The sequence below is a fragment of the Sphaerisporangium perillae genome (assembly GCF_023276435.1).
GTDB classification, from domain to species: Bacteria; Actinomycetota; Actinomycetes; order Streptosporangiales; family Streptosporangiaceae; genus Sphaerisporangium; species Sphaerisporangium perillae.
The window spans coordinates 24777-51396 of sequence record NZ_JALLPO010000054.1 but is presented as its reverse complement, the minus strand read 5'-3'; the positions used below and the strand labels follow the sequence as shown (position 1 = coordinate 51396).

The following is a 26620-nucleotide window of genomic DNA, read 5'->3' as shown; positions in this document are numbered from 1 at the left end:
CTCCGACGGCACCATCGCCGGGGTGCAGTCCGGACTGTGCCTGGACGCCATCGGTGCGGGCACCGGCAACGGCACCCAAATCCAGCTCTACACCTGCTGGAGCGGCACCAACCAGAAATGGACCTGGAACGGCGGCTCCGGATCACCCAGCCCCACGCCGACGCCGACCGGCACGTGCGCTCTTCCGTCGACGTACCGCTGGACATCGACGGGCGCGCTGGCGAACCCGAAGTCGGGGTGGGCCTCGCTCAAGGACTTCACCAACGTCGTCTACAACGGCAAGCATCTCGTCTATGCGACGACGCACGACAACGGAAGCAGCTGGGGTTCGATGAACTTCGGCCTCTTCACGAACTGGTCCGACATGGCCTCGGCCAGCCAGAACACGATGTCTTCCGGCACTGTCGCGCCCACGCTTTTCTACTTCGCCCCGAAGAACATCTGGGTGCTCGCCTACCAGTGGGGTGGGACCGCTTTCTCCTACCGGACGTCGAGCGACCCCACCAATCCGAATGGCTGGTCATCCCAGCAGGTGCTCTTCTCCGGAAGCATCTCCGGCTCCGGAACAGGACCCATCGACCAGACGCTCATCGGTGACGGCACGAACATGTATCTGTTCTTCGCCGGGGACAATGGCAAGATCTACCGGGCCAATATGCCCATCGGGAATTTCCCGGGCAGTTTCGGCTCGACCTCGACGGTGGTCATGAGCGACTCGACGAACAATCTGTTCGAAGGGGTTGAGGTCTACAAGGTCCAGGGCCAGAACCAATACCTCATGCTCGTCGAGGCGATCGGCTCTCAGGGCCGCTATTTCCGCTCGTTCACCTCCACCAGTCTGGGCGGTTCGTGGACACCGCAGGCCGCAACCGAGAGCAATCCCTTCGCCGGCAAGGCCAACAGCGGCGCCACCTGGACCAACGACATCAGCCACGGCGATCTGGTTCGCAACAACCCCGATCAGACCAAGACCATTGATCCCTGCAATCTGCAGCTGCTCTACCAAGGACGTAACCCCAGCTCCGGCGGCGACTACGGCCTCCTGCCCTACCGGCCAGGTGTGCTGACACTGCAGCGCTAATGGCGTGACGCGGGTCCGGCCCGGGTGTTCCTGACGTTCACGGCAAAGGCGTATGCCGAATCGGGTGAGCGTTATCACGGCACGCGATCAGGACCGGGTGGAGCTGGAACGGCGGGCTCGGTGCAAGGCCGAGCCCGCCCGGGTCACGCAGTCAGCGCCTGGGCGTCGGTGTTAGCCCGTGAGCGGGGGCTGCCTGATCAAGTACTGCGGCTCCGGTCGCCGCTGCACATGGATGCGGCCCACGGGCTAGCGGTGGCTCGCGGCGCCGGTCTGGTGGAGGTACAGCCCGACGGAGAGTTCCGGATCGCTGGGGCAGCACAGAACAAAGGGCCCTACAACCTGTTCTCGCGAGGCACGTCCCCGTCACTCAATCGTGAGTACCTGGTGCAGATCGCGGCATTCGCCGAGTTGGTGATCGAGCACCGCTGGCCAGCGCGGCGGGTGGCGTTCGAGTATGACGCGTTGGATTTGGCGACCCTTGACGAGGGCGGACGGCCGGTGGTGGTGGCGGAGGCCAAGCGCGACACCGCGTCGCTGAACGTGATGCTCGCCGAAATGGGTGCCGCACTGATGACGGCGGGGTCGGCTACGGCGCCGTCGAAGTCCTCGTCGGGGTTCTGGTCGGAGGAGAAGCGGGCAGGTGCGTCGTGCCCGGCCATCACCTGCCGGAACCAGCGGCGCTCCACGTTGGCCAAGTGGCGGATCAGTGGCGTCCGATCAGGCGTGCAGGGGAAGGCGCTTGGTGAGGGCGGTCACGCGGTTGCGTGGCCCGAACACGGCGACGGCACCGGCTCGTGGCCAAGGGCATGGTGGATCTTGCTCACGTGGAGGTGGGTCGCGGGGTGGAGGAAGGGGTGTCGAGGCGGAGCCGGGCCAGTTCCGTCGCGGCCTGGGCGGGTGTCATCTGTCGGTGTTCCGCCGTGTCGAGGAGGCCGGCGACGGTGTGCTCGATGGCTTCGACGCGTTCGCGTGCCTCGTCGGGGGTTTCGTGGTGCAACTCCCTGGTGACCACGTTGATGACTCCGCCCGCGCTGACGACGTAGTCGGGCACCCACACGATGCCGCGCGGCGAAGTGACTCCGCTGCAGCGCCAGCCCTACCCGGGCCTGATCCGCGCCGATCACCGCGACCAGCTTGCCGGTGCACTCATAGCCGTGGCAACGCCGGCATCGAGCAGGAGCACCGAACGGTAGGCCCTTCCCGACGTCAGGGCGGCGGCCGCCCAGCCCACTCCGTCACCCGCAGCGTGGACCGGCGACCAGCAGCACCGCCGCGGCTCCGAGGCTGATGCCGGCCCCGGCGAGCAGGCCACGGAGCCGGCGAGCGGTGGGCCGCAGCACGAGATCGTCCACGCCGACGAGTGTGGCAAGGGCCGTCGACGGCGGGCCGCCAGGGGCGTGCCAGCGATATGTGCGGGCGATGTCAGAGGGCCGCGGCAGTCTGCATGTCGAGGGCGGAGCCTGCACGGCGCCGGTCCGAGATGGAAGGACGGAGACATGAGCGATCTTGTGGTGCACGACATCGTCATCGTCGGCGCTGGCCCGGTCGGGCTTTTCCTCGCGATCGAGCTCGAGACCGCGGGCGTGAAGCCGCTCGTGCTGGAGCGGCTCGTGGAGCCCGACCGCGGGATCAAGGCCGCCGCAATCGGCGCGGTGGGAGTCGAGGCGCTGGAGCGACGCGGGTTCGCGCGTGCGCTCGACGAGGAACAAGTGACGATGCCGATGACGAAGGCGGCGCGTGCCGGATCCGGACCGGTGAAGAAGCCGGGAGGCCATTTTTCCGCGTTGTTCGTGATTGACCAGGACCTCCAGCGCGACCCGGAGCGCCACAGCCGTATGGTGCCGCAGGAGGCGCTCGAGAGGATCCTGACCGCGCGCGCGAGCGAGCTCGGGATCGAGATCCGTCGCGGCGTTGCGGTGGAAGGTTTCGAGCAGGACAACGACGGCGTGACCGTGCAGACGAGCGCGGGCCCGCTGAGCGCGAAGTACCTGGTCGGCTGCGACGGTGGCCGGAGCCGCGTCCGCAAGCTCGCCGGCTTCGAGTTCCCCGGCACGGATCCGACCATCACCGGCTATCAGGCTCTCGTCAAGTTCGATGCGCCCGAGAAGCTCGCGAAGGGGTGGCAGCGAACGCCGCGCGGCCTCATCACGTCGATCCCGGGGCGCGTCTTCACGGCGGAGTTCGACGGCCCGCCGCCGGATCGGGATGCGCCGATCACGCAGGCCGAGGTCGAAGCGTCGATCCAGCGCGTGAGCGGCACCGACGTCAAGATCCTTTCGATGTCGAAGGCGACGCGCTGGACCGATAACGCGCGGCAGGCAACGACCTACCGCATGGGCCGCGTCCTTCTCGCCGGCGACGCCGCGCACGTCCACTCACCCTTCGGCGGCCAAGGCTTGAACCTCGGCCTCGTCGACGCCGCGAACCTTGGTTGGAAGCTTGCCGCGGCGGTGAAGGGGCGCGATCACCTCCTCGACTCCTACACCGCCGAGCGCCATTCCGTCGGTGCGCGCGTCCTTGCGAACACCCGTGCGCAAGTCGCGCTGGTGCGTCCTGACCCGCTCACGAGCGCGCTCCGCACCATCGTGAGCGACCTGATCAAGCTGCCCGAAGGCAATCGCCACATCGGCGAGATGCTCTCGGGTGTCGGCATTCGTTACGACCTCGGCGACGACGACCCGCTCGTCGGCACGCTCGCGAAGGACCAGCTCCTCACGCTCGCCGATGGCAGCGAAGAGCGGCTCTACGCGCTGATGGAGAAAGGCGGCGGCCTGTTCGTCTCGCCTTCGGAACGGTCACTCCCGCGAAACGTGCACCATGCACACACCAAGGAAGGCCCGTCGATGCTCGTCCGTCCCGACGGCTGCATCGCGTGGACAGACGCGTCGTCCAAGCCACTCGACGAGGCGCTCGGGCGCTGGTTCTGAACGAGAGCGACGTGCCCGTCGCCGCGCCGCCATCCGGCGGCGCCCCGGGCACGAGGCGGGCCGCAGTGGCATAGGCCGCGGCGCAGGCCGGCTCCGAGGGCCTGCGCCGCCCATCCCCCCGAGGCGGTGGACGGGAATTACGTCGACCGCCGGGCCCGGACGGAAACATCGATCCGCGATATGACCACGAGACCTATGTCAATTTTCAATTCGGGAGGTTGGGTCCATGGAAGAGCTCCGCGAAAACTCGAGGACAAGCCCTGCGAGTCAGGGAAACTGGATCGCTACCTGGGGCACGGCCCAGCAACTGGCGCAACCTGCCGAGCCCGGTGGGGGGCCGCAGTTGCCGGGTCCGCCGGACGACGCTCCTCCGGCCGGTGCGCCGGCCGCCGACGCGTCGGCACAGGATCCCACGCCCCAGCCGGCCGAACCGCCGGGCGCGCCGACGAAGGTCAGCGCGCAGACCGTGCGCATGGTCGCGCGTGCCACCGTGGGCGGCACGGCCGTGCGCGTCGCGCTGTCGAACTCCTTCGGTTATCCGCCGGTGCGCATCGATGCCGCGCAGATCGCGCGGCACGACAGCGGCGCGGCGATCCGCGCGGGCAGCGCGCGCGAACTGACCTTCGGCGGGCGCGGTGCGGTGGTGTTGCCGACGGGCGCGCAGATCTACAGCGATCCCATCGAGTACGACGTGCCCGCGCAGACCGATCTGGTCGTTTCGCTGTACATCCCCGACGAGAACGTCACTCCCACGACGCACGAGGTCGGACTGCGCACGGCGTGGCTGGCACCGGGCAACCAGGCCGCCACACAGAACCTGCAGAACGCCACCAGGTTTCAGTCCTATTTATGGCTCGCCGGCATCGACGTGCTGGCGCAGCCCACGGCCGCCACCATCGTCGCCTTCGGCGATTCCATCACCGATGGCGCCGCCACCACGCCCGATGCGGACACGCCGTGGCCTTCGTTGCTGGCGCGCCGGCTGGCCGCGCAGCAGGACCTGCCGCCGCGCGCGGTGATCAACATGGGTATCGCCGGCAACCGCGTCCTGCGCGAAACCGACGGCTTCGGCGCCAGCGCGCTGGCGCGCTTCGACCGCGACGTGCTGGCCCGGCCCAGCGTGCGCTGGGTGGTGTTGTCCGAGGGAGGCAACGACATCTGCTTCGGCTTCATGCCGGGCATGCCGCAGAGCGAGCGGGCGACGGCGGAGGACATCATCGCCGGCTACCGCATGCTGATCGGCCGCGCGCATCTGCATGGCCTGCGGATCATCGGCTGCACGCTGACGCAATTCGGCGGCACGTTCGTCTTTACGGCGGAGGGCGAGCGCATGCGCCAGGACGTGAACCGCTGGATCCGCAGCAGCGGTGAGTTCGACGCGGTGGTCGATCTGGACGCGGCCACCCGTGACCCGGCCGCACCAACGAAGCTGCGCACCGAGTTCGATTCCGGCGACAACATCCATCCGAACGACGCGGGCAACAAGGCGATCGCCGAGGCCTTCGACCTGGAGCTGTTCCGGGGATAGGGCTTACGCCTGCGCCGGGCCGTCCAGCTCCCGGCGCAGGCGCGCCGGATCGACCTGGAGCGAGGCCGTCTTCCCGTCCAGCTGCCAGCCATCCTGGTACGCCGCGGCGAAGACGTCCTCGCCCAGCGCCGTGCGGCCGCGGGCGACCATCGCCTGGATCTGCCGGTCGCTGAGGTCGTGGGTGCCGCGCAGCCGGGCCGCCGCGCCGAGCAACAGGGCCACGTCCCGGTGCCGCCCCCGCAGCCCGGCCAGCTCGGCCTCGGTCACCGCGACCATCGCCATGATCGGCAAGTCCCCGCTCTCCAGGGCCGCCCCGTACGCCCGGGCCAGCGCCACCTCGGCGCCCTCGGCGTCGCCCCGCCGCAGGCACAGCGAGGCCCGCACCGAGCTGACGATCGCCTGGCCGTAGTCGCCGCCGGTCGGGGACTCGCCGGCCATCTCCGCCTCGGCCGCCTCGATGCGGGCCTGCGCGCGGTCCGGGTCGCCGAGCCGCAACCACGTGCCGGCCTCGAGAGCGGTGACGAGGACGACCAGCTCCGGCGACGCCGATCGCTCCGCCCGCTCGCGGACCGCGTCGAGCATCGCCCTCGCCCGGGCGTCCTCGCCCCGCCGCAGGTAGAGGTCGATCCAGCGCACGTCGAGGAAGATCTCGTCGGCCAGGCTCAGCGAGCCCAATTCCCGCGCCTGTGCCCGGGCCTCGCGCAGGTCCGCCAACGCGCCGTCAAGGTCCCCGTCGTACTGCCGCAGCAGCGCGCGCATCGGCAGCGCGGTGGCCAGACCCCAGCGGTCGCCGGCCCGGCCGAAGGCGTCGAGCGCGGCGGCCACGTCGGCGCGTACCTGGTCGAGGTTGCCCTCGTTCTCGGCGAACGAGGCCCGGAACATGTGGGCCAGCCCGGACAGCCAGACGTCGGGGCCGTCGACGAGATGCTGAACCAAGGCGAGCGACGCCTCGTGCTCCCGCAGGAAGTGGAGCGTGATCGCGGCCAGGACGCCGGCGAATCCGGGCAGTGACGGGTGGGCGAGCAGGCGATCGGCCAGGGCCCGTAGCGCGGATTCGTTCTCGTGCAGGCCCTCGACGGTCAGCGGGGAGCGGGCGTTGATGCGGTTGAGCAGGAGCACTGCCTCGGCGGTGTCGCGGTCCAGCGTGTGCCCCGCGGCAGGTAGCGCCAGCGCCTTCCCCTGCCAGTACACCGCGTCGGCATGCCGACCGAGTATCTGCCAGTACCAGGAGAGGTCCATGGCGAGCGTGACGGCCGCGGTGGCGTCGCCGGTGTCGCACAGGTGACGCAGCGCGGCGAGCGCGTTGTCGTACTCGGTGCGCATCACGCGCAGCGCGGCGAGCTGATCGGGGCCGCGTAGCAGCGGCTCCTCGCGGGCGACCAGGTCGGTCAGGTAGCGGGCAGCGAGATCCCGGACGGCGTCGAGCGCGCCCCGGTCGGCGAGCCGCTCGATCCCGTACTCGCGCAGAGTTTCGAGCATCCGGTAGCGGCCCGCGTCGGGCGCCAGTTGCAGCAGCGACTTGTCGATCAGGGCGGCGAGCAGCTCGGGGACCTCGCCCGGGAGCACCGCGGTGCCGGCGCAGACCGCGGCGGCCGACTCCGGCGTCACGCCACCGGGCAGGACCGAGACCCGCTCGGCCACCGTACGCTCGTTCTCGCCGAGCAGATCCCAGCTCCAGGCGATGACCGCGCGCAGCGTGCGGTGCCGCGGCGACGCGGCCCGGCTGCCCGTGGTGAGCAGCCGGAACCGGTCGGACAGCCCGGCGGCGAGCTCGGCCAGCGACAGGGTCCGCAGCCGGGCCGCGGCCAGCTCCAGCGCCAGCGGCATGCCGTCCAGGCCGCGCACCAGCCGGACCACGTCTGCGCGCGTCCGCTCGTCGATGTCGAAGCCGGGGCGCACCGCCGCGGCCCGTTCGGTGAACAGGCGCACCGACGCGCTGCGGCGGATGTCCTCGAGGCCGTCGCCGGGCCCCGGCAGCGCCAGCGGGCCGAGCGGGACCAGCGCCTCGCCGTCGATCGCGAGCGGCTCGCGGCTGGTCGCCAGCACCCGCAGCCCGGCGCAGCGCGGCAGCAGCGCTGCGATCAGGTGCGCGACGGCGTCGATCAGGTGCTCGCAGTTGTCCACCACGAGCAGGCTCTCCCGGCCGTTGAGCTGGTCGGCGAGCACGTCCAGCTCGCTGCCCTCGGCTCGCATCCGGCCGGAGGCCTCGAAGAGCGCGGCGCCGCGCAGCCCGATCGCGGCCAGCATCGCCGCGCCGGCCTTGGCCGGCTCGGTGACCGCGGCCAGGTCGACCAGCCAGGTGCCGTCGCGGTACTCGTGGCGGTGGCGGCGGCCCGCCTCGACCGCGAGCCGGGTCTTGCCGGCCCCGCCCGGCCCGACCACCGTGACGAGGCGCCCGCGGGCGAGCAGCGTGTCGATCCGGGCGAGGTCGTCGTCGCGCCCGATGAAGCTGGTCAGGGCGGCGGGCAGATTGCTCGCGGGCGCCTCGCGCTGCGCCTCGGGAGCGGGAGCCGGCGACTGCAGCAGGCGCAGGTGGCGCTCGCGCAGGGCGGCGCCGGGGTCGGCGCCGAGCCGGTCGGCGAGGGTCTCGCGCACCCGCTCGTACAGGTCGAGGGCGTCGGCCTGGCGGCCCTGGGCGGCCAGCGCGTCCATCTGCAGCGCGGCCACCCGCTCGTCCACCGGGTGCTCGGCGAGCAAGGCGGTCAGCCGGGTGGCGGCGTCGTCGGCGCGGCCCAGCGCCAGCTCCGCCTCGGCCAGATCCGCGCCCGCCTCGACCGCGGTGCGGGCCAGCCGCGTCGCGACCGCCGGGGCGACCGCGGCGATCACCGACGGTTCGCCGCAGAGCGCGACCGCCTCGCTCAGCAGCCCGGCCGCCGCCCGGGGATCGCCGGCCCGGAGCCGGTCACGGCCGTGCGCGGCCAGCCGCTCGAACCGCAGCGCGTCAACGTCGTCCTCCGTGACGCCGAGGCGGTAGCCGCCCTCGGACTGAGTGACCGCGCCGGCCCCGCCGAGCAGCCGGCGCAGCCGGGAGACCAGCGACTGCAGCGCGTTCGCCGGGTCGGCCGGGAGCTCCTGCGGCCACAGCGCATCGACCAGGACGCCCGGTTCGACCGGCCGGCCGCCGGCCAGCGCCAGCCGCGCGATCAGGCCGCGGAGCCGGGCGCCGGGAACGGCCACCACGGCGTCGCCGCGGCACACCTCGAGGGTGCCGAGCAGGGTCACCCGCAGGCGCGTCTCCTCGTTCCCGTGCACCGCCCGATCCTCCCGCGTACAGCCCGCAAGCCCCAACCCGCCTTCCAGTGTGCGCTCAGGCCGTCAGCACCCGCATCGGGGACCCGGCCCGCCAGGCCGCGACATCCTCGACGACCTGCTTGTACATCGAGCGATACCCGGCCTCGGTGACGTACCCGAGGTGCGGCGGCAGCACGGTGTTGGGCGCGCCCCGCAGCGGGTTGCCGGCGGGCAGCGGCTCGGTGTCGTAGACATCCAGCCCGGCCTCCGCGCCGCGCAGCGCGGCCGCCAGCTTGTCCGGGCCGGCGATGTGCTCGTGCAGCACCTCGACCTCATCGCCGGGCAGGGAGTCGAAGGGCCCCAGGTCGCGGGCCACCCGCTGATAGTCGTCCAGAACGACGATCTTCATGCGATCATCGTACGCGGGGATGTGGCGCATCAGACGCACGCGCGGGCCCTCGCCCCGGGCCTGCGGTCCGGCGCGCGGAATCATGATCATGTCGAGTTTCGCTGCCCGGTTCGGTGATCTCGAAGACCGCGTCGATGTCCCCATACATCGCAGCGATGACGCTGCTCTCCTCAAACGGGATCGGGCAGTCCATTGAGCCGCCCCGAGCCTTCCGGACAGTGCCCCCATTAAGATTGGGGTCGTCTGGAAAGGAAGATGGTTGTCGCGGAATCGTAGGAACTTCTCGCCTGAGTTCAAGCAAGAGGCCGTGAAGCTGGTGATCGAGACATCTCGTCCGGTCGCTCAGGTCGCGAAGGAACTCGGGGTACACGAGGCGACCCTTGGCAATTGGGTCAATGCTTATCGGCGCGAGCACGCGACCGACGAGCCGCCGTTGAGCGTCAGCGAGCGATCCTCGGCAAGCGGGTCTCGGTGCTCGATCTCCTGGACCGCTTCCCCGCGATCGAACTGCCGCTGGCGGTCTTCCTGGAGATGATGGGCCCGATCCGCCCGCGCTTCTACTCCATCTCCTCCTCTCCGCTGGCCAACCCGCGCCAGGTACGGCTGACCGTCGGCCTCGTCGAAGGCCCTGCACTGTCGGGCAACGGCGCGTATCGCGGCCTGTGCTCCCAGTACCTGGGACGACTTAAGCCCGGAGACGTCTTCTACGGTTACGTGCGCGTGCCCTCTCCTCCCTTCGCGCCGCCCGCCGACCCCGCCACACCGCTCATCCACGTCGGGCCCGGTACCGGCATCGCAACGCTGCGCGGCTTCCTGGAGGAGCGCGCCTGGCAGCGGGAGAACGGTACGAAGGTGGGCCCGTCCCAGGTCTTCGTCGGCTGCCGCCACCCAGAGCACGACTGGTTCCACCGGGAGAAGATGGACGCTTGGCAGCAAGCCGGGATCGCCCAGGTGCACACCGCCTTCTCCGCCGTGGTCGACCACCCGGCCCGGTTCGTCCAGGACGCCCTCATCGCCGAGTCCGACACGGTGTGGCAGGCGCTCGAAGACGGCGCGTACGTCTACGTCTGCGGCGATGCCCGCCGCATGGCGCCCGCCGTACGTGAAGCACTCGCCGCCATCCACCGCAGCCACACCGGCAGCGACGACGAAACTGCCCGGCAGTGGGTCGACCAGCTCGAGGCAGACGGCCGCTACCAGCAGGACGTCTTCGCCTGATCCCCGTCCACCGCGCCCGAACCGGGTCAGCCAGTCGGACGAGCCCGAAAGCGCCGCCCTGGCTGCATGCCGGGCGCACGGCACCAACCGTCTAACCCCTGTCAAGAAAGTGAGGTCACCATGGACACCATGCTCGCCGGACGCTTCCACCTGGACAGCAGGAAGTTCCTCATGGAGGAGGTCCCCGTCCCCGTGCCCGGCCCGGGCGAGGTACTCGTCGAGGTCAAGGCCGCCGGCGTGTGCCTGTCGGACCTCCACCTGATCGACGGAGCCCTCGTCCCCCTGTACCCCCACGCCTCCGACGCTGTCACCATCGGCCACGAGGTCTCCGGTGTGATCCGCACCCTCGGCCCCGGCCTCAAGCGGGGCCTGACCGTGGGCACCCGCGTCACCCTGGAGGCCGGGACAGGGCTGCGAGCAGTGCGCGGACTGCGCGCGCCGCCGCCCCTGCACCCAGATCCGCACTCGGGGCATCGCGATTCGAGGGGTGATCGGTCCGTCGGGGGCCGCCGGACGATCACTGTGCTAGGGCGCTGACGTGCGGAAACGTTACTGGACGGGCAGGCCGGTGACCGCGCGGCCGATCAACAACCGTTGGATCTCGCTGGTGCCCTCGAAGATGGTGTAGCTCGTCGATCGACGACCAATTTCCCCAGCTCAGAGGCATGATTGGTCCGGTGGGGCCAGCACCCTATCAGCACCCGCATACGTAGATCGGACGCGCCTCAAGATTGACTTCTCGAACAAGTTAAAATATTGATCGACAGCATCGCACAATTAATACACCGCACTCTCCCCCGCCTCGATTCATCCCTCAAATCGCCACGTGTGCCCCTGTCCGTACCATGACAATAAGAGCATCATCCAACGACGGTCCCTCACACGCGGGCAGTGCCGCACGCATCCGCCAAGGGCCCTGTCCTGGCTGAGGGTGATTCAGCTGCCGTCGTATGCTCCTGAGCTCAATCCGGTCGAGGCGGTCTGGTCGCACCTGAAACGCACGCTGGCCAATCTGGTCAAGACCGACGCTGGATGCTCTGGTCCGGATGGTCTGTACCCGGCTGAAGAAGATGCAGTACCGCCCGGCCTTGCTCGCCGGTTTCCTCGCCAAGTCCGAACTCGACTTCGTACCGCCATAACCGCAGCCTTTGAAGATCTCTAGATCAATTATCTGAAGTAGTAACTACTACAGAAATCACAACCACTGCGGCCTCCGAACCCGTAGCCCTCCTTCGAGGGTCCGGACATAAATTGTCGTCATATGCTTATGTGACTTGTGTGCGCCACAGCGTCAGGTGGTCGGCGGTGTAGGTGGTGGAGCGGCCCACGGCGACCACCTTGTCGTTGATTACGGCGATCGCACCGAGCCACTGGGCGCCCTCGCCGGTCATGCCGTCGCCGGTCAAGGTGTGGCGCTGCCAGTCTCGACCATCTACTGAGGTCCAGACCGTGCTATCTCCGGTTGTGGGAGGGCCGTACGAGCCGATAGCCACCAGGCCGGACCTCGAGGACGTCATGTCTAGCACGGCCGCCTCCGCATCGGCTGGCAACCACGAGTATTCCCAGGTATCTCCGTCATCCCCCGACACCGCCGCAAACGGATGCACGACGCCCTTCTCGTTCGTAGCGCCGCCCACGGTGATGATCTGGCCGTCCTTTACCAGCACCCTCCGTAGGCTCGCCGAGTGCGCGCCCTTGGGGATCACGCGCTTACCTGCCGTCCAGTGCAGTCCGTCAGGCGAGACCCACACCACCCCCTTTTCGTGGTTGGCCGTACCGGAACTCCCGACCGCGAGGTACCCGTCGGAGGTAGCAACGACGTCTTCCAGACGCACACCGGCACCGTTTGCGGGCAGCCCGCCAACCCTCTCGTAACGGTGCAGATCCGCGGTGAACCACAACGCGGCGACCACGCCTCCGGGGCCGCTGTCGTCTCCCGCGAACACGTATCCCTTCGGGCCCGCCGTCACCACGCGCGGGGTGACGGCGTACCGCCCGGACGCGTTCAGTGCGGGTGAGTCGACAGTCTGCCAAGACCGACCGTCGGTGGAGGTGGCGAGCAGCGGTTTGACGAACGCCGAATCGACCGTGGTGCTGCCCACCGTGAGCCATCCCTGAGCGCCGTGCGTCACGTCGTTGAGCGACTGCCTAACCGAGCCGCCGAGTGCGAGCGCCGGGGAATCTACGATCTTCCAGTTCTGGCCTGTGGAGCTGGTCCAGATGCCTGCGTCGCCCTTGACTGAGCCGACCGCGACGAAGGAGTTCTCCGCCGCTGCTAGTGCGTTGGTCTCGCGTGCCGAGCGAGTCAGCCCGCTGATCTTCCCCATCTGCACCGGCCTGGCGGGCTTGTCCTTGGCCGCCGTCATCAGCACTGGCAGGTTGTCCAGACCATCGGCACGCCGTTCCCCGGCCGTGACCAGCGTGCCCGCATCGGTAAGAGTGAAGCCGCGGAGGGTGCCCGAGATCTGTCCGAGGTCGGTGCTTTTGGTCCAGTCCTGGCCATCGCTACTGGTCAAGACGCCGTACCGCTCCCAACCAGACTCGACGACCGCCGAGATGCCCTCCTTGAAGGAGACCAGCCCACGCACACCGGTTGCCTCGGGCCCGAGCCCGCCGATCACCCCACACAGGCGCCACTCGTCTCCGAGGTCGGAGCAGTAGACCCGCACCTCACCGGCGCTCGACTTCTGCAGGATCGGCACCAGCACGAATCCCTTACTCGCCACTACCAGCGCGCCCTGCTTGGGCCGCACACCGGGCAGCGCCGCGGCTGTACGGAGCCAGGTCCTGCCGCCGTCCGTGGAGCGCAGGATTATCGACGTGGTGTTCCCCTTCCCCGGATCGGCCAGCGCCACGACGGCGTCCCCCTTGGCCACCACTGCACGGATCGCGCGGACCTTGTTGGTGGCGCCGATGTGGCTGGTGTCCACGCGGGTCCAGCTCAGTCCGTCCGGCGACACCCAGGCCACCGGGCCGTACCTGCCATCCTTCAGGGTGGTGGAGCCGACGGCCACGAACCCGCTGGCGGTCCGCGCCAGATCGATGATCCGGTCACCGCTCATGAAGACTGAGAGACGTGAGGGGTCGACCGCCGTCCACGTACGGCCGTCGGTGCTGGTCCACATCCCCCGCGCAGAGGCACCGGCCGTGCCGGGCGCCTCGGTCCCGGCGGCTAGCCAGCGACCGGCACCGCCGACGACCCGTCCCACCGACCTCTCCGACGGGTAAGCGCCGACCGTGGTGACCCGGCCGAGTTCCCAGGATTTGCCGCCGTTGGATGAGACGAGGAAAAGCGGCCGCGACGCCGGGCTGGTCGCGTCGGTGCCGACCGCGACGACCGTCGAACCGACCGAGGTCACCGCGTTGAGCACCTGGCTGGAGCCGTTTCCGATGGCGCCAGGCACAGAGGCGAACACCTGGTCCGCACTGATGACGGTCCCGACCCCCAGATGAATGTCTCCCCTATCGAACTCCCCTCGGAAGAATTTCAGGCCGCTCAGGGCCACACCCACCACAGCGACGGTTAACCCGATGACGACAGCCACACGTCGAGGGGAATGGCGTGACTCAACGGCAGTCGTCTTAGGCGACGCGACATGGCGGGCGCCCCGCATGTGTCGGGCTGCCCGCAAGGCCGTCCTTGGTGAGCGAGAATGAGAATCATCAACACCGATCGTGCTAGGTGAGACGCCTGAGGCCTCCTGCAGTCTTGGTACCGGATGCGGTGAGCTGGAGAGTAACACCGCTTCTTCGAACCCGACTTCGCGATCAATGGATATAGCCGAACCAGGGCGTGGGGCCGGCGTGCCGGTCTTGTATGTGGAGGTGGGGTGCGCAGGGTTGCGGGTGAGAGCGAGATGATCGACGGAGCCGATGCCGCGCTGGCGGGGACGAGGATGCCCCTGGGCGCTCAGCCTGTGCAACAGTCGCGGATACAAGGTGGCGAAGGTGAGTATTTCGGGCCCGTCGTCCACTCCGGTGCGTAACAGGGTGAGCAGCTCACCTGTGAAGACCGTATAGAACGCGCCAGGCAAGGCCAGGGCCACTTCGTTGGCCGAGGTTGCAGTGAGGGTGTAGGTGCCCTCGATCTCGGTCTGCCCCAAAATCGCCTCACCCGCCCCGCTCATGTCCGGGATAGCCCGTCCACTGAAGCAGCAGTCAAGGATGAGCACCCGGTTGGCCGCCGGGCTGTTGATGAAGATGTCACGAACGTCGTCGAAGCGCAGGGAACTGACGGGGAGATCGTCGAGGTCGGTGTCGGACATGGTCAGGTACAGCTCGCTGTAGCGCAGTCCCGTGCGGCCATGACCGGCGAAGTAGACCAGCAGAGTGTCCTCAGCGGTAGCCGCATGATGGCGCAACGCCCGGTAGACCGTTCGAACATCGGGGTCGCTCAAAACGATGCATTGCTCCGGTAACAGCCCTCCCAGGGACGAATCGGTGAGCACCTGGGCCAACCCTTCCAAGTTGTTACGCACCGCAGGAAGGTCAGCCAGCCCGGCCGATTGATAGGTACTGGTACCGATCAGCACCGCGAACGAGCGTTGGGGGTCAGGTAGGCGCACCGCTACTGGTCCAGCGCCGCTTTGCGATGAACAGGTTCATCTTCGAGATCCGGAGTGGCTTCCAGCACGGCACGCAACAACTGTTCGGAGTCGGGCACCCGTCGGCCCGAAATCTGCACCTGACGTCCATCGCGTCCGGTTACCTTGATGGTGATGTCAGCCCGGCGTTGGCGTTCGCGTTCGATCAGCCACCTTGACAAGGCTCTAGCCAAGACGGTCGCCACGCCGCTGGCACTGGACGCCAAGACTACGACCAACTCAATCGGCGCGCCCATCGCCTCCTCAGTGGCCGGGCCACTGCTTACCTTGACCCGTCCGCGCAGCTCAGGCTCGTGACGCAGCCAGTCCCAAAGCGACTCAGCATCGGCGACGGTCCCATCCACCGCGATCTGTACCCGCATGCCCTGCCTCCCGACATCATGGCCGGTCCAGAGAGCCGGCCGGTCGACCTCAGCCGGGAAGTCCCGGATTGTATTGTGACGCGGGCTGAATTCGCCGATTTAGCGAATGCCTCATACGTCCAGTATCGATTGTAGCCAGGAAGGGGAGCACTGCTTCCAGGTTTCAAGGAAACAGCGTCGCGAACGTGGAGAAAGGCCTACCCGTGGCACTGGATTTCCTGTCAGCCCGTGCGAGCTCGGAGTACTGCTTGATCAGCTCGACGGCAACCCTAAAAAACCCCATCACCCCGACTCGCCAGTTCGATAGTAAGCCTGCGGCATGACACCAGGTAGGTGGGTGACCGTGCCAAGGAGTACGCCGAGAACGACCCGCGGTTGATCTTCCCCGCGGAGCTGTCCGTCGCCTGAGAGACTACTCGGCGCAGGCCAGGACTCGTCCTGCGTCGGCGCTTTCTTCACGCAGTCGAGGCACTGCTGGTTGTCTCTGCTGATCCCGTTTACCGTCTTGCCGAACTCGTTCACCACGGTGAACGTTATGCAGGCGCCGTTGAACGCCATGATGAGCGCCAGGATGCCGGGAACCACACCGATGTTTGTGGTCCTGGAGTTCGTGGCCACGCCGCGGCGGACACGGCCCATGCCCGCAATGCCGCGCGCGATGGCGACCACGGCGAGCGGCCCACCCAGAATGAAGGCGATCGGCACGAAGCCACACAGGCACCCGATGATGGCGCATATCAGCGCAGCTAAGCCGAGCCCGTTACGCGGTTCGGGGAGCGCCATCATCGGCATGGGCTGCTGATAGCCGTACGGCTGCTGCAGCGGGTACTGCTGCCCGGGCGGCCCGCCGTACTGCTGCCGAGGGCACGGCGGCTGGCCGTAGCCGTACGACTGCTGGTTCATGGGTCACTCCTGATCACAAGGGTGCGTAGCGCGACACCGGTCCCCAACCGGTCTTGATGACGACTCGCGCCGAGTGCGCCCGGTTGTCAGAACTGTGCAAGTTGTTACGCCCGCGATCGATCAGGCGGAGGTGAGCCACCGTGGCCGACCATACGGTACCGACCTGCCTCTGCCGGATCCGCTCTTTGATGGATACGGCATGCAGGAAGCGCGGGTGCATTGCCGTACATCTTCACTCGCGTACGCACCGCCGTGCGCCAGTCTCTCCGGAAGTATCCCGACGCTGTCTATCTCGGTACGTCCGGCCCTCCACTGCGCCACGATGCTCACCGCGGGCATGGCCGGAAGCGGACATCCATGAATGATCGCCATCTGCGCCATGCTCAACCTGATGATCGACAACCTGGTATTGCGCCATCCCAGGTGTCAAGCCCAATGGGTGGGGCAGGCCATCAGGCCGGAAGGAAATGGGCTCCCTCCAACTGGCGATCAGAATGACAAGAGCCGTACGAGCGAGACTTCCCCGGCCACCCAACACCCAGGTGGCATAGTCGAATCCGGGTATTTTAGCCCCACAGGTCAAATACCTGACTTCTGATCCTTCGCCAGTTTCACGTTGTCGACCCGGCGTTTGCCCGCCCGCCGCTCCGATCCGTTGGCCAGAATGGAGATCTCCTCTTCCACGGAGATGCCATGCCACGAAGGCTTTCGTACGGTGACGCCGCCAAGCTGCTCGGAGGCGGTGCCCTGGTAAAAGCGCTCGACCGGCTGACCGGTGGCCTGCTGCTCGCGGCGACAGGCGGAGGAAGCGAGCTGGCGCTCAGCCTGTTCGACGCCAAGGGAGAGCTGGCCCGGCTGAGCCACGAGTTGGTGAACGGGCTGGGCGATCGGCTGAAGGGGCTCAGCCGGTTCGACCGCACCGACCGGCTCGCCGCCGCCCAGAAGGTGCTGGTGGTCACCGCATACTTCGACGTCGTCCACCAAGTTGAGCTGCCATTCGACGCGGCCCGGCTTCGCCTAGGCGCCTCCGCGCAGGTCGGCCTGGCGACCAGGGAAGCCGTTCCGTCGAGGCGGCCCGGCGTCCTGGCGGCTCTGCTCGTCAAGGGCGACATCCCGGGCCCCTCTCCCCGTGACCGGGCCGGCACCATGGCCGAGGAGCTCTACCGTTTCTATCAGTCGCTCGGGGACGACCTCATCGCATACGTAGACGGCCTGCCCGTTTGGGGCTCCCTGCCTCTTTCCTCCCGCGAGGGTTTCACCCGCGTCCTCGCCGAGACCGTTCCCGGCGCGGCCGTCCGCCGGTACCAGGAGCTGTTCAGGCGCCTAGCGGTGGACTTCCCTGAGGTGGCGTTCTGGGCGGAGCGGCTGGACCACGATGAGACCAGGCGGGAGGTGCGCGAAATGACCGTCGGTTTGGAAGGGCTCGGGCGGGTGCTGGACGATATCTCCACCGGGCGCCTGCCCGACGACCGCAGGCAGGCGCTCGCGCGCCGGTACCGCAAGCAGCTTGAACGCCCCATCGTGGCGACGGGCGACGCTCCTGACGCGCTGGTCATCCCCACGCTGGGCGACGCCTACGTCAACCCCGACTTCCGCGTCGCGCCCGTCGTCTTCTCGGATCGGCTGGATGAGGAGTCGTGGTGGGAAGGTCACGCGGTGCGTGACGACCTGCAAGGCTTCCTGGTCGGTCACCTGACGTCCCCATATGCGGCAGAGTGCCCACTGATCGTTCTCGGCCAGCCGGGGTCGGGGAAATCGGTGCTCACGAAGGTCCTGTCGGCGCGCCTACCCGCCAACGACTTCATGGCGGTACGTGTCCTTCTCCGCGAGGTGCCCGCGGACACCGACCTGCAGTCCCAGATCGAGTACGCGATCAGGGACGCCACCGGTGAGAGCCTGTCGTGGCCCGCGCTTACCCGCTCGGCCGGGGACGCGCTGCCGGTGATCCTTCTGGACGGGTTCGACGAGCTTCTCCAGGCAACCAACATCGGCCAAAGCGACTTCCTCGAACAGGTCGTCCGGTTCCAGGAACGCGAAGCGGACCAGGGACGGCCCGTGGCCGTCATCGTCACCAGCCGCACCGCCGTGGCCGACAGGGCACGGATCCCTCCCGGCGGCGCGGTGGCCGTGCGGCTCGAACCTTTCACCGAGGAGCAGATCGAGCGGTGGCTTTCGGTATGGAACGCCGCCAACGCGTTCTACCTGGCCGGGCGTGGGCTGGCGCCTTTGTCCGTTCCGGTGGTAATGCGTCAGCCCGCCCTTGCGTCGCAACCTCTTCTGCTGCTAATGCTCGCCTTGTATGACGCTTCCGGCAATGCGCTGCAACGGCACGGCGAGAACCTCGACCCTGCTGATCTGTACGACCGGATCCTGATGCGGTTCGCCGAGCGGGAGATCCTCAAAGCCTCGCCAGCGATGCACGGCGAGCGACTACGCGAAGCCGTCGAGGAGGAGTTGCTGCGCCTGGCCGTCGCCGCCTTCGCCATGTTGAACCGCGGCCGCCAGTGGGCGACCGAGGAGGAACTCGATGCTGACCTCACCGCGCTGCTCGGCACCTGGCCACAACGTCCCGTCATGAGCTTCGCCATCCCCTCCACGCCGGCACAGATCGTTATCGGCCGGTTCTTCTTCGTCCACCAGGCACAGGCGATCCGCGATGACACGCGGGTCACCACCTGCGAGTTCCTACATGCGACGTTCGGCGAATTCCTGGTGACTCGGCTGATCGCACGAGAACTCGCCGACCTAGTAGCGGTCACCGAGGTAACGGCTCGTCACCGGGCAACCGCCGACGCAGGCTTCCTGCGCGCGCTGCTCGGCCCCGCTCGTACCGAGGCGCTGCGCGGCCTCCTGCTGACTTACTTCCACAACTCGATGGAGGCGGCCAAGGATGTCACGCACGCGGAGTACGAACCGGAACATCGCACCCCTCCAGCCCGGCACGCCGTCTACTCCGCCAATCTAGTCCCAATGCCGTGTAGTTAGGCGTGGGGCGAGTGTGTCAAGTCGCCTGAAATAGCAACGGAACTCCTGCTAGAACCGTGTCGACCAAGATCACTGTTCGGCGGGAGCTCCGTTGGATGCTCAGTCTGTCATTTCTCGTGAGGTTGTGGTTGCCGGCGGGGCGTTCGCGCCCGGTCATCTGGGGGAACTGACCCGCATTGTCCCCTTTGAGATGGTCGATGAGGCGTTGGCCGCGACCGGCAGGACGCAGGCCCGGATCCGCGATCTCCCGTCTCGGGTGGTGGTCTACCTGCTGCTGGCCGGGTCTCTGTTCCCCGAGTTGGGCTGGCCGCAGGTGTGGCGGCGGCTGACGATCGGGCTCGCGGGTTTGCCGGTCGCCGACCCAACGGGCGGCGCGTTGTCGCAGGCCCGCAGACGGGTCGGGGCGGAGCCGTTGAGATGGTTGTTCGATCTGCTGCGTGGCCCGGCCGCGGGGATCGGCACGGCGGGCGCGTGGTGGCGGGGGTTGCTGGTCTGCGCGATCGACGGCACGACGATGGCGGTACCCGACACGGCGGCGAACCTGGCCGAGTTCACCAAGCATCGCTGCAACAACGGCGGATCGGGCTATCCAGCGATCCGGTTGCTGATGTTGGTGTCCTGCGGCACCCGCACGGTCATGGACGCGGTGTTCGGACCAACCTCCGACGGGGAGAGCACTTATGCTCAACGCCTGCTGCGTAGCCTGCGCGAAGGCATGATCGTGCTGCTGGACCGCAACTTCGCCGTCCAGGCGTTGGTGGCCCAGATCACCACTACCGGCGCGCACGTGCTGGTCCGGGTGAAGAACAGCCGCCGACTACCCGTGCTGCACCGCCATGGTGATGGCTCCTACCTGTCGATGCTGGGCACCGTCGCGGTCCGCGTCATCGACTGCGAGATCACCATCTCCACCACCGCAGGCCGTCGCACCGGCCTGTATCGGCTGGTCACCACGCTGACCGACCACCACAGCCATCCCGCCGGAGAATTGATCAAGCTCTACCACGAGCGCTGGGAGATCGAGATACGCCACCCGAAGTGCCCCTCAAGTCGTGTTCGTCTTTCACTGTGGGGCTCCGTCCTGCATGGATGGTTCGTCGGGGGGCTCGGTCCAGCGGGCGCGGGTGTAGAAGCCTGGTGGCCGGCTCCGGCGTTCGTGTAGCCGCCGCAGTTCCGCGGTGTTTGCCGTGATGATCCAGTAGTTGCCTTCGGGGGCGTGGCGGGCGTTGATCCATCCCCGGTAGATCCAGTTGTAGACCGTGGCGAGGGGCATCTCCAAAGCGGCGGCCAGGCCGGGGACCGTCCACTCGTCGGGGCGCAGGTCTGCCAGGGCAGTGGGCCGGTCACGTCGTCGAGGGGCGATGATGCCGTGCTTGTTGAGCAGGGTCCGGATCTGGGCGGGTTCGAAGCGGCTGGTCCGCTTAGGCGGCCGTAGTCCTTCGGTGTTGAGCGTGTCGGCGATCTGCCGGGTGGTCTTGCCCTGTTCGGCGAGTTCGGTGACGCGGGCGAGCAGCCGTGGGTAGTACGAAAGCTGGTCCAGACGAGCGACCGGCCGGATGGCCTGGCCGGTGGTGTGGTGCCCGCCGGCCCAGGTGATGGTGACGTCCACCAGTTCGCTGTTCCCGACGACCGCGACGGTGATCTTCTCGATGAGGGTGCGCAGGAGTTCCTTGCGGTCGGTCGGGCCAGTTGTGGGTGCGTTCCAGATCCGCGGCAGATTCTCAGCCAACTCCCCGATGGCCTGACGTTGCGCGTCGGTGAGTGTCATCGGCAGGGACTCGGTGAACCGCTGGTAGTCGGTTTGCAGGTGGTCGGTCTCGGCCAGGGCGGCTTCCCATTCCTTCTCCAACTGCCGGACGACCAGGCGGTTTTCCGGCTCGGCCAGCTGATACTGGCGGCGGGCCCGGTCGGCGGCGTAGCGGGCCCGTTCCAGACGCTGACGCCAGAGCTTGTCGAGCATGGCCCGTTCGGCCTCGGCCTGGGCCGCCGCGCAGATCGAGATGTCCAGTGCGGCCGGCGCCACCGCGGCCAGCACCTGGCCGGTGACATAGGCGTCCAGCGCGGGCCCGGCGATGTGCTGGCATGGTCCGCCGGTGCCGTAATTGACCTGGTTGTAGGCGCACACGTAGCCGTGGGCGGGGTTTCGGCTGCTGGGGGTGTGGTAGCGCACGGTCATGCGATGCCCGCCGCCGCATCGGCCGCATCGCAGCAGCCCGGCCAGCAGCGCCGAGCCGTCCCGCGGGGCTCCAGGCGAGGCGGCGGTCTGCCGGTTGGCTGCCATCCGGGCCAGGTTCGCCCCATACTGCTCGACCGTGATGTAGGCGGGCATGCGGTCAGCCAGCAGCACCAGCCATTCGTCGCTGTCACCGACGATGCGCCCGGTACTGGGCCGGCCCGGCTGTTTCCTGCGCGGGTCGACTCGGCGCCGCCCGTAGGCGTAGTACCCAGCGTAGATCGGATTGTGCAGCATGATCTGCAACGTCTCCCGGGTCGGGCGCCGCCACTCCAGCTCGCCCTTGGCCAGGCCGCCGCGTACCCGGACCGGCAGCTGGATCTGGTGGTCGACCAAGTAGCGCAGCACCGCGTTGAGCGTGCCCAGCCGGGTGAAGGTGTCGAAGACCAGGCCGACCACGTGCCGGGCCTGCTCGTCGGGGTCGAAGACGACCTCTCCCGAAGGGCGGCGGACGTACCCGATCGGCAGCTGGAAGGCCAGCTCCCCGCGTTCGGCCTTGGCCAGGCGGCCCGACAGCATCCGCTGCCGGATCAGGTACAGCTCGGCCTCGTTCATCGTGCCCTTCAACCCCAGCAGCAGCCGGTCGTTGTAGAAACTCGGGTCGTAGACGCCGTCCGGGTCGGCGAGCAGCGCACCCGATAAGGAGCACAGCTCCAGCAGTTGGTGCCAGTCTCGGCCGGTGCGCGCCAGCCGGGACATCTCGATGCCCAGCACGATGCCCACACGTCCCATCGTGACCTCGGTGACGAGTTTGGCAAAGCCACCCGGGCATCGGCCATCGCGGCCGAGGCCCCCAGATCGTCGTCGATCACCACGATCCGGGATCGGGCCCAGCCCAGCGCCGCCGCGCGCTCCACCAGCGCGTACTGCAATCGGGTCGATTCGGTGTGCTCAAGCACCTGCTGCCGGCTGGACTGGCGGACATACACCACCGCCGCCCGATCCCGATGCTCCGGGCGGATCTTCTCCTGGGACTGGCCCCAAGGCCGATACCTCGCCAGGCTCATCACGCCCGCCTCCGCTCCGGTCGACCACGGCCCGAGCCGCCAACACGGCCAACAACCTCACCGCTGCTTGCTGGCTCTGGACCGGCAACCTCACCCAGATCCGGGATCGGGGGGCTCACCGCGCTCACCGGGCACTCGGCCTCACCTGCCTCACCAGACGCCGGGGACGGCAACCGGTCGACCAAGGCCACCAGCCGCAGCAACGCCTCCACGCTGAGTATCACCCCAGGTCCAGACGGTGCAATAGAGAACAGTCCAGATACAGGTGCATCACCAGTGGCGGATTGAGACCGCGTACCTGGAAGTAAAGTCCACCCTTCTGGGTGGCCGTGTGCTGCGCGCCCGCACCCCCTGCGGCCTCGTCCAAGAGACCTACGCCCTACTGGTCGCCTACCAAGTCCTGCGCCTGGCCATGGCCGACGCCACCGGCACCCGGCCGCAGATCGACCCCGACCGGGCCAGCCTCACCATCGCCCTGCACACCGCCCGCGACCTGATCACCCAAGCCGCCGGCGTCATCACCGGCACCGTCATCGACCTCGTCGGCACCATCGGCAGACACATCCTGACCGCCCTCATGCCCAACCGCCGCAGCCGCACCCGACCCCGCGTCGTCAAACGCGCGATCTCCAAGTACAACGCCAAAGGCACCATCGACCGAACCAGCTACAAGGCCACCATCACCATCGACATCCCGGCCACAGATCCTTGACACACAACCCAAATGCCTAACTACACGGCATTGAATCTAGTCCTGCTGGCCACGCTGATGGGCGCTCCGATCGCGGGCCGAGAGCTCTTCCCGGGGTCCCGGTACCCAGCCTCGGAGTGGCGCAGATGCGCCTTGCTCTGGCGATCACAGTTCAGCGGCGAGAAGTGGCGCGGCCTCGCCTCCGCCATCCAGCTGGAACGGGTCTGGCACGCCGGCGAGCGGGACGTGGTCGTCAGCATGGGACCGTGGACGGCGCCTCCACTCAACCCCTTCTGGTCCCAGAAGATGCCGGAAGAGCATCCTCTCCGCCATGGAGGGTGGCACCGCGTCATGACCCGGGATCTCCGCCGGGAGAGCTACCTCACCTGCGACCAGGGCGAGGACGTCGCCTGGCACGCTCTGGAGCCGTTCGCTGGGCTCTCACTGATCCCCGAATCCGACCCCAGCCACGGTGAGGCGGTGACCGACTTCGCCTCGCAACCCGACGGGCGCGCACGTTCGATGGCCCATGCCCTGGTGAGTCTCTGGCTCGCTTCAGGACAAGGCCTCACCGCGGACGAGCTCGTCGGCGCCTACGACGTGTGTATCCAGGTCGCCGACTGCAGCCACGCCGAGGAAGACGTCACCGGCAGGAACGCCTACCTTGCCATCGTGCTGCGCCAACTCGCCGCAGACGCCGAGAGCATTCCCGCCAGCGACCGAGCTCGCATGCTACCCATGTTCGAGCAGACCGTCCTGGCGGGCGACTTCCCACATCGCCATCCCGCGGTGCGGCACTGGGCACGGCAAGCGTTCGGCGACCTCGGGGACTGATCGTTCCCACAAGCCAAATCCGCACTATGACGGTGTCCACACCTCGGGGGCACCACCTGCCTCAACGATGTCATCGAGCTGGCCCGCCAGATCACCGGTCGGCCCATCAACGTCCGCTCTACCAACGCGCGTAGCGGCGATGTCCCGGTCACCTTCGCGGACGTGTCCACGGCGCATCGGCTGCTTGGCTGGTCTCCAACCACTGACCTGCTCACCGGTATGACCGCGCACCTCGAATGGCTCACCGCCAATCGCAGCCGTTCGCCCATCGCGGTAGAGCCGGTCTAATCCGAATCATCCTGCTCGTCTACCTCGCCGGGCTCCGCCGCCAGGGACTGAACCGATCGCGTGGGTGTGCGCTTCCGGCCTCTAACTGGGGCGGCCATCCGATCGTTTGCCTCGGCTCCTGATCATCCAGCTCAGCCTCGCGGTGCGTAAATGATCACAGCGACACCAACAAGGCAGACCAAGGCGCCGATGACGTCCCACCGATCGGGCCGGAACCCGTCGACAAACATCCCCCAGCCGAGGGAACCGGCGACGAACACGCCGCCGTAGGCGGCCAGGATGCGCCCGAAGTTCGCATCCGGCTGCAGCGTAGCGACGAACCCGTAGAGGCCCAGCGCAATGACGCCAGCACCGATCCACAACAGGCCGCGCTGCTCACGTACGCCTTGCCAGACCAGCCACGCTCCGCCGATCTCGGCGAGGGCGGCCAGAACGAACAACAACAGAGAGCAAACGATCGTCATAGCAGGTAGTACAGCGCATTCCGGAGGCCGGGCCGCCGCCGGACGGCCGGGGTCGCGCCAGTGGAGCGGGTGCTCAGCACCCGCAGCCGTTCCCACCGCATCCGCAGCTCCCCGCCGCGATGGCCGGCGCGCGGGCGGTGCGACGGCGATGCAGCCACCACATGCCCGCCGCGGCGGCGAGCAACAACCCGGTCAGGGCCAGCAGGGTCTGCTCGGCCAGCGCGGCGCCCGCGCCTGTGAGCAGCCCGGCGCCGATCAGCAGCGGCAGGCCGCAGCAGGCCGCACAGGCCAGCACGGCCAGCGCGGCGGTGACCTTGCTGCGCAGCGGCGGCCCGCCCCCGCCCGGGGTGGGCTCGCGCGGCGCGCTGCCGGCGACCAGGGGTAGCGTGATCGGCCCGCCAGCACGAGTGCGGGGGTTATGGTGGGTGCTCACGGCGGTCAGTTCTCCTCAGAGGCATGGCCTGCGGCCAGGTCGGCGAACGGCAGCGGGCAGTCGGGGCAGGTGCAATGGGTCAGGCTGTCGCAGCCGGCATTGATCACTGCGGTGAGCGCCTGGCGGATGGTGGTCAGGTCGGCAATCCGCGCATCCACCTCGACGATCTTGATTTGGGCGCGGACGCGCAGGTCTGGGGTGGGGTGGCCGCGCCGGCCGGTGTCGATGAGCTCGGCCACCTCCTCCAGGGTGAAGCCGAGCCGCTGGGCTGCCTTGATGACGCCCAGGAGAGTGACGGTCGAGGGCGGGTAGGCGCGGTGCCCGCCGGGGCTGCGCGCTGGTTCGGCGATCAGGCCGCGGCGCTCGTAGTAGCGCAAGGTCTGCGGGTTGACTCCGGCCTGCTCGGCGACCTGCCCGCTGCGCAGGTACGGCCCGTCGATGTCCTGTCTCACGCCGGCCGCCCCGCTCCGGAGACGGACACCGCGGCAGGCGGGGGCATGCGGTCGGCGTCGAAGGTGAGTCCGGCCTCGGCCCAGTCCTGCTTGCCGCCGGCGTAGACGCGCACGTCGGCGTAGCCAAGCTGGACGAACGCAGCGGCGGCGATCTTGGAGCGGTTGCAACATGGGCCCGAGCAGTAGACCACCACCGTGGCCGCCCGATCTGGCGCCATCTGCGCGACCACGTCGGCCGACAGGTGGCCAGGCAGGTTGCGTGCGCCGGGGATGTGCTCGGCGGCGTAGGCGTCGATCGGCAGGGCCTCCACCAGCTGTACAGCCCGGGTCTGAAGCAGCGCGAGCAGGTCCTCGCGCGTGACGCGGTTCATCACATTCCTTTCCTGCGGTCGCGGCGCGGCCGCGTCACGCGCGAGCCGGGGCTGCCGCCGTGCTGGCCCGGGCCTGCAGCGCGTCCAGCACCTCGACGTGCTGCGTCGGCACCGTCACCTCCACGGCCAGGCTGCCGTCGGCGATGGTGAGGGTGAAGGTGAAGAAGGAGCAGCAGCCGTTCTCCCGCGCGCTCAGCTCGGCGGCCCGGGCCGCGTTGTCCGGGCTGAAGACGAGCTCCAGGCGGAGCCGCCGGGGCCACGGGCGTGCGATCGTCTGTACTGCTGCGGCGAACAGGGCGTCGAACTCGGCCACCCGCAGCGGCTGCTCGGCGGTAGGAAGGGTGCAGGATGAGGGCACCCACTGCTGGTCAAGGGCAATGTCTTCGGTCATACCTCGACGGTAAGCCTGTACCTAGGTACCGGATGCAAGCCCTGCGGCCCACCTTTTCGGGGGGGCATCGGGGCTCGATCCACCGGCGTTCCCGGGTCAGCCGACCGTGTAGCGGAGGGGGTCGGCCGGGTCGGCAATGAAGTGCAGGCCGCTGTCGGCTAGGGCACAGTTTCCCATAGAGGATCACGTAAGCCCAGTAGCCGAGGAA

Annotated in this window: 24 protein-coding genes and 1 pseudogene; 12 read left to right on the top strand and 13 right to left on the bottom strand. The window is 68.4% G+C overall.

Annotated features, from left to right (window positions below; translation table 11 throughout):
• Positions 1 to 1081, top strand: a 1081-nt coding sequence (locus tag MYF83_RS36975; protein WP_248965461.1) for a non-reducing end alpha-L-arabinofuranosidase family hydrolase, incomplete at its 5' end; no start/stop codon positions are given.
• Positions 1082 to 1413: 332 nt separating this feature from the next.
• Here MYF83_RS36975 and MYF83_RS36970 read toward each other — a convergent pair.
• Both MYF83_RS36970 and MYF83_RS36965 read right to left on the bottom strand, forming a co-directional pair.
• A complete protein-coding gene (locus MYF83_RS36970) occupies positions 1414 to 1776 on the bottom strand; it encodes a DinB family protein (RefSeq protein ID WP_279340579.1) in 363 nt (120 codons plus the stop codon).
• Positions 1777 to 1901: 125 nt separating this feature from the next.
• On the bottom strand, positions 1902 to 2132 hold the full coding sequence (locus MYF83_RS36965; protein ID WP_248965460.1) for a Rossmann-fold NAD(P)-binding domain-containing protein: 231 nt from the start codon (positions 2130 to 2132) through the stop codon (positions 1902 to 1904).
• A 445-nt stretch (positions 2133 to 2577) separates the two neighbouring features.
• Between MYF83_RS36965 and MYF83_RS36960 the strand changes: the two genes are divergently transcribed.
• Together MYF83_RS36960 and MYF83_RS36955 are read left to right on the top strand one after the other, a co-directional pair.
• On the top strand, positions 2578 to 4008 hold the full coding sequence (locus MYF83_RS36960) for an FAD-dependent monooxygenase (protein WP_248965459.1): 1431 nt from the start codon (positions 2578 to 2580) through the stop codon (positions 4006 to 4008).
• Positions 4009 to 4234: 226 nt separating this feature from the next.
• Positions 4235 to 5536: an SGNH/GDSL hydrolase family protein gene (locus tag MYF83_RS36955; protein WP_248965458.1), complete on the top strand. Its 1302-nt coding sequence runs from the start codon at positions 4235 to 4237 to the stop codon at positions 5534 to 5536.
• 3 nt (positions 5537 to 5539) lie between these two features.
• On the opposite strand, the gene MYF83_RS36950 is transcribed toward MYF83_RS36955, so the two are convergent.
• A complete protein-coding gene (locus tag MYF83_RS36950) occupies positions 5540 to 8788 on the bottom strand; it encodes an ATP-binding protein (protein ID WP_248965457.1) in 3249 nt (1082 codons plus the stop codon).
• Between the two features lie 55 nt (positions 8789 to 8843).
• A complete protein-coding gene (locus MYF83_RS36945) occupies positions 8844 to 9176 on the bottom strand; it encodes an NAD(P)-dependent oxidoreductase (protein WP_248965456.1) in 333 nt (110 codons plus the stop codon).
• Positions 9177 to 9435: 259 nt separating this feature from the next.
• Here MYF83_RS36945 and MYF83_RS44625 point away from each other — a divergent pair, with 259 nt between their 5' ends.
• The 5 genes and pseudogenes from MYF83_RS44625 to MYF83_RS36925 all read left to right on the top strand — a co-directional run bounded on the left by MYF83_RS44625 (position 9436) and on the right by MYF83_RS36925 (position 11556).
• Complete coding sequence (locus MYF83_RS44625; RefSeq protein ID WP_372500350.1) at positions 9436 to 9711, top strand: transposase; 276 nt, start codon at positions 9436 to 9438, stop codon at positions 9709 to 9711.
• Positions 9621 to 9839 (top strand): annotated as a pseudogene (locus MYF83_RS44620) (hypothetical protein); the annotation flags it as partial. The gene MYF83_RS44625 and the pseudogene MYF83_RS44620, both read left to right, overlap by 91 nt.
• A 51-nt stretch (positions 9840 to 9890) precedes the next feature.
• A complete protein-coding gene (locus MYF83_RS44615) occupies positions 9891 to 10394 on the top strand; it encodes a ferredoxin reductase domain-containing protein (RefSeq protein ID WP_372500351.1) in 504 nt (167 codons plus the stop codon).
• A 120-nt stretch (positions 10395 to 10514) separates the two neighbouring features.
• Complete coding sequence (locus MYF83_RS36935) at positions 10515 to 10931, top strand: alcohol dehydrogenase catalytic domain-containing protein (RefSeq protein WP_248965454.1); 417 nt, start codon at positions 10515 to 10517, stop codon at positions 10929 to 10931.
• Positions 10932 to 11220: 289 nt separating this feature from the next.
• Positions 11221 to 11556 carry a transposase gene (locus MYF83_RS36925; RefSeq protein WP_248965453.1) on the top strand — a complete coding sequence of 112 codons (336 nt, stop codon included), beginning with the start codon at positions 11221 to 11223 and terminating at the stop codon, positions 11554 to 11556.
• Positions 11557 to 11659: 103 nt separating this feature from the next.
• Here MYF83_RS36925 and MYF83_RS36920 read toward each other — a convergent pair whose 3' ends face one another.
• From MYF83_RS36920 to MYF83_RS36910, 3 genes are all read right to left on the bottom strand, one after another.
• Positions 11660 to 14926, bottom strand: a complete 3267-nt coding sequence (locus tag MYF83_RS36920; protein WP_248965452.1) for a caspase, EACC1-associated type — start codon at positions 14924 to 14926, stop codon at positions 11660 to 11662.
• 35 nt (positions 14927 to 14961) lie between these two features.
• Positions 14962 to 15360, bottom strand: a complete 399-nt coding sequence (locus MYF83_RS36915; protein ID WP_248965451.1) for an effector-associated constant component EACC1 — start codon at positions 15358 to 15360, stop codon at positions 14962 to 14964.
• Positions 15361 to 15642: 282 nt separating this feature from the next.
• On the bottom strand, positions 15643 to 16263 hold the full coding sequence (locus MYF83_RS36910; RefSeq protein ID WP_248965450.1) for a DUF4190 domain-containing protein: 621 nt from the start codon (positions 16261 to 16263) through the stop codon (positions 15643 to 15645).
• Positions 16264 to 16956: 693 nt separating this feature from the next.
• Here MYF83_RS36910 and MYF83_RS36905 point away from each other — a divergent pair.
• Complete coding sequence (locus MYF83_RS36905) at positions 16957 to 19248, top strand: NACHT domain-containing protein (RefSeq protein ID WP_248965449.1); 2292 nt, start codon at positions 16957 to 16959, stop codon at positions 19246 to 19248.
• A 91-nt stretch (positions 19249 to 19339) separates the two neighbouring features.
• Complete coding sequence (locus MYF83_RS36900) at positions 19340 to 20410, top strand: IS4 family transposase (RefSeq protein ID WP_248965448.1); 1071 nt, start codon at positions 19340 to 19342, stop codon at positions 20408 to 20410.
• On the opposite strand, the gene MYF83_RS36895 is transcribed toward MYF83_RS36900, so the two are convergent.
• Positions 20312 to 22306 carry a recombinase family protein gene (locus MYF83_RS36895; RefSeq protein ID WP_308201566.1) on the bottom strand — a complete coding sequence of 665 codons (1995 nt, stop codon included), beginning with the start codon at positions 22304 to 22306 and terminating at the stop codon, positions 20312 to 20314. The genes MYF83_RS36900 and MYF83_RS36895 overlap by 99 nt on opposite strands.
• A gap of 513 nt (positions 22307 to 22819) precedes the next feature.
• Between MYF83_RS36895 and MYF83_RS36890 the strand changes: the two genes are divergently transcribed.
• Both MYF83_RS36890 and MYF83_RS36885 read left to right on the top strand, forming a co-directional pair.
• Entirely contained in the window at positions 22820 to 23200 is a 381-nt protein-coding gene (locus MYF83_RS36890; protein WP_248965446.1) for a hypothetical protein, read from the top strand.
• Positions 23201 to 23332: 132 nt separating this feature from the next.
• Positions 23333 to 24013 carry a hypothetical protein gene (locus MYF83_RS36885; RefSeq protein ID WP_248965445.1) on the top strand — a complete coding sequence of 227 codons (681 nt, stop codon included), beginning with the start codon at positions 23333 to 23335 and terminating at the stop codon, positions 24011 to 24013.
• A 419-nt stretch (positions 24014 to 24432) separates the two neighbouring features.
• Here MYF83_RS36885 and MYF83_RS36880 read toward each other — a convergent pair whose 3' ends face one another.
• The 5 genes from MYF83_RS36880 to MYF83_RS36860 form a co-directional block, all read right to left on the bottom strand.
• On the bottom strand, positions 24433 to 24765 hold the full coding sequence (locus tag MYF83_RS36880) for a YnfA family protein (RefSeq protein WP_248965444.1): 333 nt from the start codon (positions 24763 to 24765) through the stop codon (positions 24433 to 24435).
• Positions 24766 to 24838: 73 nt separating this feature from the next.
• A complete protein-coding gene (gene merT / locus MYF83_RS36875; RefSeq protein ID WP_248965443.1) occupies positions 24839 to 25198 on the bottom strand; it encodes a mercuric ion transporter MerT in 360 nt (119 codons plus the stop codon).
• A gap of 5 nt (positions 25199 to 25203) precedes the next feature.
• Entirely contained in the window at positions 25204 to 25650 is a 447-nt protein-coding gene (locus MYF83_RS36870; RefSeq protein ID WP_248965442.1) for a MerR family transcriptional regulator, read from the bottom strand.
• Positions 25647 to 26021 (bottom strand): rhodanese-like domain-containing protein, encoded by a 375-nt coding sequence (locus MYF83_RS36865; RefSeq protein ID WP_248965441.1) that lies wholly within the window; start codon positions 26019 to 26021, stop codon positions 25647 to 25649. The genes MYF83_RS36870 and MYF83_RS36865 overlap by 4 nt, the downstream gene beginning before the upstream one ends.
• 34 nt (positions 26022 to 26055) lie before the next feature.
• Positions 26056 to 26412 carry a hypothetical protein gene (locus tag MYF83_RS36860; RefSeq protein ID WP_248965440.1) on the bottom strand — a complete coding sequence of 119 codons (357 nt, stop codon included), beginning with the start codon at positions 26410 to 26412 and terminating at the stop codon, positions 26056 to 26058.
• Positions 26413 to 26620 lie beyond the last annotated feature (208 nt).

Coding starts and splice junctions, on each gene's coding strand:
- MYF83_RS36960 (WP_248965459.1), top strand. CDS start 2,578: ATGAGCGATCTTGTGGTGCACGACATCGTCATCGTCGGCGCTGGCCCG.
- MYF83_RS36955 (WP_248965458.1), top strand. CDS start 4,235: ATGGAAGAGCTCCGCGAAAACTCGAGGACAAGCCCTGCGAGTCAGGGA.
- MYF83_RS36945 (WP_248965456.1), bottom strand. CDS start 9,176: ATGAAGATCGTCGTTCTGGACGACTATCAGCGGGTGGCCCGCGACCTG.
- MYF83_RS36935 (WP_248965454.1), top strand. CDS start 10,515: ATGGACACCATGCTCGCCGGACGCTTCCACCTGGACAGCAGGAAGTTC.
- MYF83_RS36915 (WP_248965451.1), bottom strand. CDS start 15,360: ATGCGGGTACAGATCGCGGTGGATGGGACCGTCGCCGATGCTGAGTCG.
- MYF83_RS36910 (WP_248965450.1), bottom strand. CDS start 16,263: ATGAACCAGCAGTCGTACGGCTACGGCCAGCCGCCGTGCCCTCGGCAG.
- MYF83_RS36905 (WP_248965449.1), top strand. CDS start 16,957: ATGCCACGAAGGCTTTCGTACGGTGACGCCGCCAAGCTGCTCGGAGGC.
- MYF83_RS36880 (WP_248965444.1), bottom strand. CDS start 24,765: ATGACGATCGTTTGCTCTCTGTTGTTGTTCGTTCTGGCCGCCCTCGCC.
- MYF83_RS36865 (WP_248965441.1), bottom strand. CDS start 26,021: ATGAACCGCGTCACGCGCGAGGACCTGCTCGCGCTGCTTCAGACCCGG.
- MYF83_RS36860 (WP_248965440.1), bottom strand. CDS start 26,412: ATGACCGAAGACATTGCCCTTGACCAGCAGTGGGTGCCCTCATCCTGC.